12 protein-coding genes are annotated in these 11,302 nt (G+C 63.8%); 9 read left to right on the top strand and 3 right to left on the bottom strand.

What is annotated here, in order from left to right; translation table 11 throughout:
- The first annotated feature begins 133 nt into the window (after positions 1–133).
- Both cobU and cobO read left to right on the top strand, forming a co-directional pair.
- The gene (gene cobU / locus NKI38_RS22230; RefSeq protein ID WP_352660692.1) at positions 134–577 is read left to right on the top strand and encodes a bifunctional adenosylcobinamide kinase/adenosylcobinamide-phosphate guanylyltransferase; all 444 of its coding nucleotides are present in this window, start codon (positions 134–136) and stop codon (positions 575–577) included.
- A 1-nt stretch (position 578) separates the two neighbouring features.
- Entirely contained in the window at positions 579–1,193 is a 615-nt protein-coding gene (gene cobO / locus NKI38_RS22225; RefSeq protein ID WP_352660677.1) for a cob(I)yrinic acid a,c-diamide adenosyltransferase, read from the top strand.
- A gap of 129 nt (positions 1,194–1,322) precedes the next feature.
- On the opposite strand, the gene cbiB is transcribed toward cobO, so the two are convergent.
- Positions 1,323–2,291 carry an adenosylcobinamide-phosphate synthase CbiB gene (gene cbiB, locus NKI38_RS22220; RefSeq protein WP_352660675.1) on the bottom strand — a complete coding sequence of 323 codons (969 nt, stop codon included), beginning with the start codon at positions 2,289–2,291 and terminating at the stop codon, positions 1,323–1,325.
- Between cbiB and cobD the strand changes: the two genes are divergently transcribed.
- Positions 2,290–3,336 (top strand): threonine-phosphate decarboxylase CobD, encoded by a 1,047-nt coding sequence (cobD, locus tag NKI38_RS22215; RefSeq protein ID WP_352660673.1) that lies wholly within the window; start codon positions 2,290–2,292, stop codon positions 3,334–3,336. The genes cbiB and cobD overlap by 2 nt on opposite strands.
- Positions 3,333–3,842 (top strand): tyrosine phosphatase family protein, encoded by a 510-nt coding sequence (locus NKI38_RS22210; RefSeq protein ID WP_352660671.1) that lies wholly within the window; start codon positions 3,333–3,335, stop codon positions 3,840–3,842. The genes cobD and NKI38_RS22210 overlap by 4 nt, the downstream gene beginning before the upstream one ends.
- A gap of 361 nt (positions 3,843–4,203) precedes the next feature.
- On the opposite strand, the gene NKI38_RS22205 is transcribed toward NKI38_RS22210, so the two are convergent.
- Positions 4,204–5,007 carry a creatininase family protein gene (locus NKI38_RS22205; protein ID WP_352660669.1) on the bottom strand — a complete coding sequence of 268 codons (804 nt, stop codon included), beginning with the start codon at positions 5,005–5,007 and terminating at the stop codon, positions 4,204–4,206.
- Positions 5,008–5,062: 55 nt separating this feature from the next.
- Positions 5,063–5,446 (bottom strand): RidA family protein, encoded by a 384-nt coding sequence (locus NKI38_RS22200; protein WP_352660666.1) that lies wholly within the window; start codon positions 5,444–5,446, stop codon positions 5,063–5,065.
- 265 nt (positions 5,447–5,711) lie between these two features.
- Here NKI38_RS22200 and NKI38_RS22195 point away from each other — a divergent pair, with 265 nt between their 5' ends.
- The 5 genes from NKI38_RS22195 to NKI38_RS22175 all read left to right on the top strand — a co-directional run bounded on the left by NKI38_RS22195 (position 5,712) and on the right by NKI38_RS22175 (position 11,288).
- The gene (locus tag NKI38_RS22195) at positions 5,712–6,716 is read left to right on the top strand and encodes an ABC transporter substrate-binding protein (RefSeq protein ID WP_352660663.1); all 1,005 of its coding nucleotides are present in this window, start codon (positions 5,712–5,714) and stop codon (positions 6,714–6,716) included.
- Positions 6,717–6,728: 12 nt separating this feature from the next.
- Entirely contained in the window at positions 6,729–7,556 is an 828-nt protein-coding gene (locus NKI38_RS22190) for an ABC transporter ATP-binding protein (protein ID WP_352660660.1), read from the top strand.
- Complete coding sequence (locus tag NKI38_RS22185) at positions 7,543–8,394, top strand: ABC transporter permease (RefSeq protein WP_352660658.1); 852 nt, start codon at positions 7,543–7,545, stop codon at positions 8,392–8,394. The genes NKI38_RS22190 and NKI38_RS22185 overlap by 14 nt, the downstream gene beginning before the upstream one ends.
- Positions 8,395–8,583: 189 nt before the next feature.
- Entirely contained in the window at positions 8,584–9,885 is a 1,302-nt protein-coding gene (locus NKI38_RS22180; protein ID WP_352660655.1) for a cytosine deaminase, read from the top strand.
- Positions 9,885–11,288, top strand: a complete 1,404-nt coding sequence (locus tag NKI38_RS22175; RefSeq protein WP_352660689.1) for an FAD-binding oxidoreductase — start codon at positions 9,885–9,887, stop codon at positions 11,286–11,288. Before NKI38_RS22180 ends, NKI38_RS22175 begins: the two co-directional genes overlap by 1 nt.
- The last annotated feature ends 14 nt before the right edge of the window (positions 11,289–11,302 follow it).

Raw genomic sequence — 11,302 nt, 5'->3', positions numbered from 1 at the left:
GGCGGGTTTCTCTTTTTCATCCCCCCCCCCCCGGCCCCCCCCCCCCCCCCCCCCCTTTCCCTTCCTTCCCCCCCCCCCCCCCCCCCCCCCCCCGGGCGCGCCCCCCCCCCCCCCCCCCCCCCACGCCGAAAATCTGGCGACGGCCTTGCCCTCGCCATGGACCTATATCGCCACCGCGCAAGCCTATGACGACGAGATGCGTGAGCGCATCGCGCAGCACCGGTCGCGGCGCGGCGAAGGTTGGACGACCATCGACGCACCGCTCGATCTTGCCGGCGCGCTCGCGGCGTTGCCCGACAACCGGCCGGTGCTTGTCGACTGCCTGACATTGTGGCTGACCAACCATATGTTGGCCGAACATGATCTCGAGCTGGAATGCCGTCGGCTGGCGGACGTGCTGTCGCGGCCACGCGGGCCCTGGTTCGTGGTATCCAATGAAGTCGGGCAAGGCATCGTGCCGGATAACGCACTCGCGCGCCGCTTCCGTGATGCCGCCGGCCGGCTCAACCAGCAAGTCGCCGCCGTCGCCGACACAGTGCTGCTGATGGTGGCGGGGCTGCCGCTCAAGGTGAAATGACATGACCGACACCGACAATAAGAATGAAGAACGCCACCGCGCCAAGATGGCCAAGCGCAAGGCGGTGCAGGATGCCGAGGTGGCGAGCAAGACGGTCGAGAAGGGGCTGCTGATCGTCAACACCGGTCCGGGCAAGGGCAAGACCACTGCCGCCTTTGGCCTGGCGCTGCGGATGCTCGGCTACGGCAAGCGCGTCGGCGTCGTCCAGTTCATCAAGGGCAAGTGGCACACCGGCGAGAAAGATGCTTTTGCTGCCTTCGGCGACCGCGTCGTCTGGCACGCGATGGGCGAGGGGTTCACCTGGGAGACGCAGGATCTGAAGCGCGACATCGCCGCGGCTGAAGCCGCGTGGGCCAAGGTGCTCGAGCTGATGGCCGATCCGTCAATCAGCCTGCTGGTGCTCGACGAATTGAACATCGCGCTGCGCTACGACTATCTCGATCTCGACAAAGTGGTTGCGGCGCTGAAAGCGCGGCGCGAGGGCCTGCATATCGTCGTCACCGGCCGCAACGCCAAGCCGGCGCTGGTCGAGGCCGCCGATCTCGTCACCGAGATGGGCGTGACCAAGCACCACTTTTCCGCGGGCGTGAAGGCGCAGCAGGGGATTGAGTTCTGAGCGTTTCTTACCCTCCCCCTTGTGGGGAGGGTCGATCCGCGAAGCGGAGCGGGGTGGGGGTCTTCAGCGCCGCACCCCCACCCCGGCGCTACGCGCCGACCCTCCCCACAAGGGGGATGGTGAAGTGGGTCACACCACGATGACGATGATCGAAATCAGCCCGAACAGCGCGATCAGCAGATAGTCGGCGACGCGATAGAGTTTCAGCGCCCGCCTTATGTCGACGCTGTCGGCTTCGCGCCGCCCACCTTCGCCCATGAAGACGTCATCGACCAGCACGCCGCCGTAGCTGCGCGGCCCGGCGAGCGCCAGGCCGAGCGCACCGGCCATCGCCGCTTCCGGCCAGCCGGCATTGGGCGAGCGGTGCTTTTTCGCGTCGCGCCACACCGCGTGCCAGGCATTGCGCGGATCGGCGCCCCTGACCAGGAACGCCGCCAGCACGATCAGCAGCGCCGTCAGCCGCGAGGCCGGCAGGTTGATCCAGTCGTCGAAGCACGCCGCTGCCCGGCCGAAGGCCTCATGGCGCGGGGTGCGGTGGCCGATCATCGAATCGGCGGTGTTGGCGGCCTTGTAGGCAGCGCCACCGGCCAGGCCGCCGACGCCGGTCCAGAAGGCGGGGGCGACGATGCCGTCTGAAAAATTCTCGGCCAGGCTCTCGATCGCCGCGCGGCAGACGCCGGCCCTGTCCAGTGTTTCGGGATCGCGGCCGACGATCCGCGAGACGGCAGCGCGGCCCAAAGCCAGGCCACCTGTGTCGAGCGCGTCCGCCACGGCCTCGACATGCTCGTAAAGGCTTTTCTGCGACAGCAGCGACGTTGCCAGAAGGGCCGTGATGAATAGCCCCATGGGAACGAACCAAAGCAGGATCTGCACGCCGAGGCCGATCGCCGCCGGCACCAGCACGATGACCAGCAGCGCCTGGACCCCACGCTTGCGACGCAGCGCGTCGGGATCAGCAGCGTGGTTGAGCCAGCGGTCGAGAAAGGATATCAGCCTGCCGAACCACGTCACCGGATGGCCGATGGCGCGAAACAGCCAGTCGGGGTAACCGAGGGCGAATTCGACGGCCAATGACAGGAAAGCGATCAGGACTGACATGAAGCTTCTTGAAGGAGCGGTGGACCATGGTGGAAGTCTTGGCCGGGCGAGGGCGCTTTTCCCCAACGCTTCGCAGCCTTTCGTCGACCTCTCGACCGGTATCAATCCGCAGTCCTACCCGCTTTTCGACCTGCCCGCCACCACCCTGTCGCGGTTGCCGGAATCAGGGCGTGCGCGCGACCTGATAGAGATCGCGGCCAATACCTATGGCGCGCCGTCACCGGCCAACGTCGCGGCGGCACCGGGCACGCAGATCCTGTTGCCGCGCGTGGCGTCGCTGATCGCGCCCGGCAAGGCGCTGGTGCTGGGGCCGACCTATGCCGAACATGCCCGCGCTGCGGCGATCGCCGGGCACGAGGTGACCGAGGTCAGCGATTTCGAAGCGCTGGCGGACGCCGACCTTGCCATCATCGTCAATCCGAACAATCCGGACGGACGCATCGTCGAGCGCGACCGGTTGCTGGCGTTGGCCGCCGGACTGCGCGCCAAGGGTGGGCTGCTGGTCGTCGATGAGGCGTTCATGGATGTCGGCCCGCGCGAGCACAGCCTCGCCGGCGACGTCGGGCAGGGCGGTATCGTCGTGCTGCGTTCGTTCGGCAAGTTCTTCGGCCTGGCCGGACTGCGGCTCGGCTTTGCACTTTCCGATGCAGCGGCGGTCGAACGGCTGGAAACGCAATTAGGGCCATGGGCCGTCGCCGGTCCGGCGCTTGAATACGGCATCCGCGCGCTTGCCGACATCGGCTGGCAGGACACGATGCGGGCATTCCTTGCGGAAGCATCGGCGCGGCTCGATGCGCTATTCGGCCGTTTCGGCATTACCGTTGCGGACGGCACCACACTGTACCGTTTCCTCCGCCTGCCGGATGCCGCCGATCTGTTTTCCGCACTTGGCAAGCGCGGCATCCTGCTTCGGCATTTCGCCGACCGGCCGCATGTCCTGCGCGCCGGCCTGCCGGGGAGCGAGGAGGAATGGCAGCGGCTCGAATCCGCCCTTGCCGAATGGGCTGCGCGGCGCGAGGATCGATCGAAGGGTTCAAAACAATGATCCATGTCTGCTCGCTGGCAAAGATCGAGGAAACGGTGGCCAGGACCGGCGCCGACCGCATGTTGTCGCTGCTCGCCGCCGGCACAGAGGTGGTGCGGCCGGCATCGATCTCGAGGGAAAACCACCTGCATCTGGTCATGCACGACATCGCGGTGGCGCAGGATGGCATGACCATGCCCGGCGAGGTTCATGTCCGCAACCTGCTCGATTTCGCGCGCCGGTGGGACCGGGCAAGGCCGATGGTCGTGCATTGCTACGCCGGCATCAGCCGCTCGACGGCTTCAGCCTACATCATTGCCGCCGCGCTGGCGCCGAAACGCGACGAAGCCGAACTGGCGCGGACGTTGCGGGCGCTGTCGCCGTCGGCAACACCGAATCCGCGACTGATTGCGGTGGCTGACACACTGCTTGATCGCAACGGCCGCATGATTGAGGCGATCGAGGCGATCGGGCGCGGTGCGGATGCCTTCGAAGGCACGCCCTTCGCGCTCAAGATAGACCTGTAATTCCTCGGCCCGTGTTTTGACCGACGCCAACTCGGCCGCTAAGCACCATCCATCGTTCGCTTGAATGGATTGATGCGACTGTTGGAGATTAGCCAAATGCTCCCCCGCTTTCGTCATCCACGGGCGGAGCAGGAGCGAAGCTCCGTCGCGGAGACCCGAGGATCCATGCCGCGACATAGGTCGAAGAACGCAGCGGAGCAGAATTCTGCACTGCTGCCGCGCTCCCAGGTCGCGGCATGGATCCTGGGGTCTGCGCCGCGTCGCTGCGCTCCTTACTTCGCCCCAGGATGACGAGGAGAAAGGCTTCGGCCAACCTGGGAGGAGTGCCATCTGGTCAGAATATCTGTGCCGAGCAACTATGCTATTTCAGCCAGTCGGCGAGCTTCGCCTTGCGAACATCCCTGAGCAGGCTGATGAAACCATCGGCCTGATATTCTGCTGTCAGCCGGCCTTTCTCCGCAGTCGCGATGCTTGCGTCGCCGACCACGCCGTTCGGGTTGAGATCGCTGGCGATCCAGGCAAAGGCGTGGGTGCCGGTGTGGCGCAGCAGCGAGAATTCCTTCTCGGCCTTGGCGACGCTGGAAACGAAATTGTCGGCCTTGCCCATGTCGACAAGGTCCGGCCGGAAATGCAGCATCAGCGAGGTCTCGACGTCGCCGCCATGGATGCCGTGGCGGTCCTCGAGTTCGGTGTACATGCCGGCCGGGCGGCCAAAACGCTGCCAGCTCGTTTTCACCGCCAGCATGTTTTCGCGCACGCGCAATTCACGCGTCACGATGCCCATGATCTCCTCGTTGCCGCCGTGCGAATTGACGACGATCAGTTTTCGCACGCCGGCGCGCGCGATAGAAAGGCCAAGCTCGGTCCACGCCTCGACCAATGTCGTTGCCGGCAAAGTGAGGGTGCCCGGCGCGTGAAGGTGCTCGTTCGACTTGCCCACTGCCTGCACCGGCAGGATGCGGATGTCGAGATCGTCGGGCAGGCGTGAAATGACCGTGTCGAGCATGCCGTTCATGATCGAAGTGTCGGTCGAAACAGGCAGGTGCGGGCCATGCTGCTCGATCGCCGCCACCGGCAGCACGGCGATCGTCGTCTCCGGGTCGATCAAGGCGTATTCGGTGGTTCGGTAGTCGCCCCACCACACGCGTCTTTTTGCAACGGTCATGCCACGCCTCTTCAATGGATGAGTGAGACCTAGCGCGGGAAGGACGGCCTGTCGATCACCCCGCCGCGATCGCTTCGACCTCGACCTTGAATTCAGGCCGGGCAAATCCCGAGACGATCATCAGCGTCGAGGCCGGCGCGGGGCTCGAAAACAGCCGGTCGCGAACGTCCATGTAGGGCCGCAGATGCGCGCGGTCGGTGACATAGGTGTTGATGCGGACGATGTCCTGCAGACCAAGGCCGGCTTCGCCGAGAATCGCCGCGATGTTTTGAAAGCAGAGCTCGGCCTGCGCGCCGGCGTCTTCCGGAATCTGGTCGTCCGCCGTGATGGCGACCTGACCCGAGCACAGCACCAGCCGCTTGCCCGCAGGCACCTCGACGCCGTGGCTGTAGCGGGCAAAGGGCGGCTTGATCGACTTCGGGGTGAGGAATTTGAACATCGCGATCTCCTGGATACCGCCAGCCTAAGGCCTGACCCATTACACCTTCAAGATGGCGGTGCATGTTGCCGGGGCGATTGTGGACAGGCGTTCAAAAAATAGGCACGATGCCTCCCGTACAGCATGACCCGTCCGCCCTTGGCATACCAATGTCGTTCAAGCGGGCGGTCCCGGCGCGAGGCGCCGGTGGCATGTGTCTTGCTTCTTGAATCTTTGCTGTCGAGCCTGGCGCGTGGCGTGCCGGAGCAAACAAAGGGTGGTGTCGATGTACGGAAAACAGAAGATCTCGGTGGCGGTGGTGGCCCTGCTTGCGGCCGGCACGCTGGGTGCTGCCGCGAATGAAAAGGTCACCTTCGGCACCAACTGGTTGGCCGAGCCGGAACATGGCGGATATTATCAGTCCGTGGCGGACGGCACCTATGCCGCCTGCGGCCTCGACGTCACCATTATGCAGGGTGGTCCGCAGGTCAGCGGCCGGCCGATGCTGCTGGCCGGCAAGATCGATTTCTACATGGGCGGCAATCTGCTGTCGGCTTTCGATGCCGTCCAGCAAGGCATTCCGATGCGCGTGGTGGCGGCGGATTTCCAGAAGGATCCGCAGGTCATCATGTCCCATCCCGGCGAAGGGCTCGACAAATGGGAGGACCTGAAGAACGCCGATCAGTACATTCTGGGCGATGAGGGCGTGCAGACCTTCTTCCAATGGATGGTCATCGAACTCGGTTTCGACGCCTCCAAGCGCGCGCCCTACACCTACAACACCGCTCCTTTCCTCGCCAACAAGAAGTCGATCCAGCAGGGCTACGTCACCTCCGAGCCGTTCGCGGTCAAGAAGGAGGGCGGCTTCGTGCCGAACCAGTTCCTGCTTGCCGATTATGGCTGGGACACCTACTCGACGACGATCGAAGTGATGCAGGACACGATCGACAAGAAGCCGGAGGTGGTCCAGTGCTTCGTCGATGGCTCGGCCAAAGGCTGGTACAAATATCTCTACGGCGACAACAAAGCCGCCAACGACATGATCAAGAAAGACAATCCCGACATGAGCGACGAGCAGATCGCGTTCTCGATCGAGCAGATGAAGAAGTTCGGCCTGGCCGATTCCGGCGACACCGAGAAGCTCGGCATCGGCGCCATGACCGACGCGCGGGTCCAGAGCTTCTACGACAAGATGGTCAAGGCCAAGGTCACGCCAGCCGGCATCGACATCAAGAAGGCCTACACGCTGACCTTCGTCAACAAGGGCGTTGGGCTCGAGCTGAAGAAGTAGGCCGGTCCAGGCATGATAAGGGAAAAAGTGGCGCAAGCGCCGGCTGCGTCGGGTACGGCCCCGACGCTTCTGGCGCTGCGTGGCGTCGGCAAGATGTTCTCCAACGGCGTGACGGCGCTCAGCGATGTCGACCTGACGATCCGGGAAGGCGATTTCCTCAGCCTGCTCGGACCGTCGGGCTGCGGCAAGTCGACCGCACTGCGGCTGATCGCCGGCCTGTCGACGCCGACCTCCGGCGTGCTCGATTGGCGCGGCGGCGGCGCGCTTGACCGCTCGAACATCGGCTTCGTCTTCCAGGAGCCGACGCTGCTGCCCTGGGCCAGCGTGTTCGACAATGTCTGGCTGCCGCTTCGGCTGAAGGGCATCAGCCGCGCCACGGCCACGCCAGTGGTGACGGAAATGCTGGCGCGGGTGCACCTGACCGGTTTCGAGGACGCGGTACCGCGCGAACTATCGGGCGGCATGAAGATGCGCGTCTCGATCGCGCGGGCCATGGTGACCAAACCGCGCGTGCTGCTGATGGACGAGCCGTTTGCCGCGCTGGACGAGATCACCCGCTTCAAGCTCAACAATGATCTGCTGGAGTTGTGGCAGCACGAACGCTTCACCGTCGTCTTCGTCACCCACAGCGTCTTCGAAAGCGTCTTTCTCTCCAACCGCGTCGTCATCATGGCGGCACGGCCGGGCAGGGTGTTCGACGAACTCGCCATCGAGGCCACCTATCCGCGCGACGAGGCGTTTCGCACCTCGCCCGACTATGCGGCACTGTGCCGGCAAGCCTCCGATGTGCTGGTCAAGGCCATCAATTCAACAGCAGGCGCGCATCATGACGGCCATTGACGAGCGTGTGCTCAAACTCGACCCCGAGGAAGCACGCCGCGTGCGCCAGGAGCGGTTCGAACGGATCGGCCGCTGGGTGCTGCCGCTGGCGATCATGATCCTGGCGATCTGGCTGTGGGACCGCATCTGCGTGTGGAACGCGATCCCGCAGTACATCCTGCCGCGTCCCGGCGTGGTGCTGTGGACGCTCTACAGTGATGCCGGCCTGCTGTTTTCCTCGCTGCTGGTCACCTTGCGCATCACTTTCCTCAGCCTGGCTCTGGCCGTCATCGGCGGGGTCGGGCTGGCGGTTCTGTTCGCGCAGTCGAAATGGGTCGAGATGTCATTCTTCCCCTTCGCCATCGTGTTGCAGGTGACGCCGATCGTGGCGATTTTCCCGCTGATCAACATCTATGTGAACGACCAGACGACCAAGCTTCTGCTGTGCGCCTGGATCGTCGCCTTCTTTCCGATCCTGTCCAACACCACGCTTGGCCTCAACTCCGTCGACCGCAATCTGCGCGATATGTTCAAGCTCAACGGTGCGACGCGTTGGCAGCAGCTCCGCTATCTCAGGCTGCCGGCGGCGATGCCCTATTTCCTCGGTGGATTGAAGATCGCCGGCGGCCTGTCGCTCATCGGCGCAGTCGTGGCCGAATTCGTCGCCGGCACCACCGGCCAATCGTCTGGCCTTGCCTCACGCATCATCGAGGCCGGCTACCGGCTCAACGCGCCGCGGCTGTTCGCGGCGCTGTTCTTGATCTCGCTCACCGGCATCCTGATCTTCCTCGTGCTGTCGCTGATTTCGCATCTCATTTTGCGGCGCTGGCACGAGAGCGCACTGAAGCAGGAGCGCTAGGGTGATTGAAGAACGGTCGGCACAAAGCACCCCCCTCTGGCCTGCCGGCCATCTCCCCCTCAAGGGGGGAGATTTGCTGTCTCTAAGGCTTTGGCAAATCTCCGACGTCAAAGGATGGCCAGCGAGGTTGAAGCTGCCAATCTCCCCCCTTGAGGGGGAGATGTCCGGTAGGACAGAGGGGGGCAGGCCTTGATACCAGCCTCCGGCTCTTATCAACTCGCTAACGTCCGTGTTCATCAATCACTGACGTCGGGCCTTCCTGCAACTTACGATAATGACGGTTTCGCGCTGGCCGACATTACCGTCGCCGACGGTAAAGTCGCCAGCATTGCGGCGCATGGCAAATCGAAGGCACGTGCCGATGCCATCGACCTCGCCGGCCGCGTAATCCTCCCGTGCTTCGTCGACTGCCACACGCATATCGACAAGGGCCATATCTGGCCGCGAAAGCCCAATCCCGACGGCACCTTCGTGGGTGCGCTGAACGCCGCCGGCGCCGACCGTGCCGCGCGCTGGAGCGCCGAGGACGTGGCGCGGCGCATGGATTTTTCGCTGCGTTCAGCCTACGCGCATGGCACCAGGGCGCTGCGCACGCATCTCGACAGTGTCGCGCCGCAGGAAGAAATCTCCTGGCCGGTATTCGAGACGATGCGCGAGGCATGGCGTGGCCGCATCGAATTGCAAGGCGCCTGCCTGTTCGGCATCGAGGGCGTGCGCGACAAAAAATGGTTCGACAGACTGGCAAAGCGGGTTGCCGCGGCCAAGGGCGTGCTCGGGGTCGTCACCTATATGGTGCCGGACCTCGAAGAACTGCTCGACCACGTCTTCGCGCAAGCCATCAAGCATGGCCTCGATCTCGATTTCCACGCCGACGAGACCGACGATGTTTCCGCCATATCGCTGAAGAAGATTGCAGAGGCCGCGCTCTGGAACGGTTTCGAGGGCAATATCCTCGTCGGTCATTGCTGCTCCCTGGCGCGCCAGCCGGATCTCGATGTGCTTGATACGCTGGACAAGGTGGCTAAGGCAGGGATCGCCGTCGTTTCCTTGCCGATGTGCAATCTCTATTTGCAGGACCGTCGCGGCGACGGCACCACGCCGCGCTGGCGCGGTGTGACGCTGCTGCACGAGATGAAGGCGAGGGGCATTCCGGTTGCCGTCGCATCAGACAACACACGTGACCCTTTCTATGCCTATGGCGATCTCGACATGCTGGAGGTCTACCGCATGGCGACGCGCATCCTGCACTTCGATCATCCGATCGCCGACTGGCCGCAAACGGTTACCGCGACGCCGGCCAAGGTGATGCGACTCGATGGTTTCGGTACGCTTGCCGCCGGCGGCGATGCCGATTTCATTGTGTTCAAAGGTCGAAGCTGGACGGAATTGCTGTCGCGGCCCGAATCGGATCGCATCGTCGTGCGCGGCGGACGCGCAATCGAGCGGCAATTGCCCGATTATGCCGAACTCGACGAACTGATGGTGGAATGATGGACGTTTCGGCGCTCAAACGCGATCTCGAAGGGCTGAAAGTCGACGACAATCCAGCCATCGTCCAGCAGAAGAGCCGCGACTTCTACTGGTACAGCCCTGTGCTGAAACAGCAGCTCGACCATGTCACCGGCGATTTGATCGTGACGCCGAAGACCGAGGCCGAACTGATCCGCGTGCTTGCCGCCTGTCATCGGCATGGCGTGCCGGTGACGCCACGCGGCAGCGGCACCGGCAATTACGGCCAGGCGATGCCGCTCTCCGGTGGCGTCGTGCTCAACCTTGCCGAGATGAATGAAATCAAGTCGATCGCGCCGGGTCGCGTGGTGACCGGACCGGGAGCCATTCTGGCCGACATCGACAAGGCAACGCGGGCGCATTCCGGGCAGGAGCTGCGGCTGTCGCCGTCCACCTACAACACGGCCTCGATCGGCGGCTTTATCGCCGGCGGTTCGGGCGGCGTCGGCTCGATTAATTTCGGCGGCCTGCGCGACTTCGGCAACGTGCTTCGCCTGCGCGTGGTGACCATGGAGGCCGAGCCGAAAGCGCTCGAACTCACCGGCGAGGATTTGCACAAGGTGACCCATGCCTACGGCACCAATGGGATCATATCAGAGGTCGAAATGCCGCTGACCGCGGCATATGAATGGGTCGACGTCATCGTCGGCTTCGACGCCTTCATGGGTGCGGCCCGCTACGGCAATGCGCTGGCTTGCCAGGATGGCATCCTGACCAAGCTGATCACGCCGATAGCGGCACCCGTGCCGCAGCTCTATTTCAAGCGGCACCAGAAATTCCTGAAGGAGGGACAGAGCATCTGCGTCGTCATGGTGGCGCAGCATGGGCTGGATGCCTTTCTGGCCTTCACCCGCCGCGCCGGCGGCGAAGTGATCTTTAACGCCGCCACCGCGACGCCGGAGGAGAAAAAGGGCCTGCCGCCGGCCTATGAGCTTGCCTGGAACCACACGACACTGAGGGCACTACGCGTCGACCCTTCGATCACCTATCTGCAATCGCTCTATCCCTTTCCCAACCAACTGGCGCTGGTCGAAAAGATGGACGCGATGTTTCCGGGCGAGGTGTTCTCGCATCTCGAATTCGTGCGGCTGGATGGCAACATTACCTGCTTCGGCCTGCCATTGGTGAAGTTCACCACTGAAGCAAGGCTCGACGAGATCGTGCGCCTGCATGAGGAGAACGGCTGCCCGATCTTCAACCCGCACCGCTACACGCTGGAAGAGGGCGGCATGAAGCAGACCGACGCGGTGCAGCTTGCCTTCAAGCGGGAGACTGATCCGCAAGGGTTGCTCAACCCCGGCAAGATGATCGCCTGGGAGAATCCGGACTACGACTACCGGTCGGGCCGGACTTTTCTGTTCAAGGGGCTGCAGAGGACGGGATGAGAGGTTCGCGCTTG

This window comes from Mesorhizobium sp. M0621 (genome assembly GCF_040320745.1).
Taxonomy (GTDB): domain Bacteria; phylum Pseudomonadota; class Alphaproteobacteria; order Rhizobiales; family Rhizobiaceae; genus Mesorhizobium.
This window is presented reverse-complemented; position numbering and strand designations above follow the sequence as displayed.

Excerpts from the sequence above, each read along its gene's own strand:
- cobD (WP_352660673.1), top strand. The coding sequence starts at position 2,290 with ATGAAGCTTCTTGAAGGAGCGGTGGACCATGGTGGAAGTCTTGGCCGG.
- NKI38_RS22175 (WP_352660689.1), top strand. The coding sequence starts at position 9,885 with ATGGACGTTTCGGCGCTCAAACGCGATCTCGAAGGGCTGAAAGTCGAC.
- NKI38_RS22185 (WP_352660658.1), top strand. The coding sequence starts at position 7,543 with ATGACGGCCATTGACGAGCGTGTGCTCAAACTCGACCCCGAGGAAGCA.
- cbiB (WP_352660675.1), bottom strand. The coding sequence starts at position 2,291 with ATGTCAGTCCTGATCGCTTTCCTGTCATTGGCCGTCGAATTCGCCCTC.
- NKI38_RS22210 (WP_352660671.1), top strand. The coding sequence starts at position 3,333 with ATGATCCATGTCTGCTCGCTGGCAAAGATCGAGGAAACGGTGGCCAGG.
- cobO (WP_352660677.1), top strand. The coding sequence starts at position 579 with ATGACCGACACCGACAATAAGAATGAAGAACGCCACCGCGCCAAGATG.
- NKI38_RS22195 (WP_352660663.1), top strand. The coding sequence starts at position 5,712 with ATGTACGGAAAACAGAAGATCTCGGTGGCGGTGGTGGCCCTGCTTGCG.
- NKI38_RS22200 (WP_352660666.1), bottom strand. The coding sequence starts at position 5,446 with ATGTTCAAATTCCTCACCCCGAAGTCGATCAAGCCGCCCTTTGCCCGC.
- NKI38_RS22205 (WP_352660669.1), bottom strand. The coding sequence starts at position 5,007 with ATGACCGTTGCAAAAAGACGCGTGTGGTGGGGCGACTACCGAACCACC.
- NKI38_RS22190 (WP_352660660.1), top strand. The coding sequence starts at position 6,729 with ATGATAAGGGAAAAAGTGGCGCAAGCGCCGGCTGCGTCGGGTACGGCC.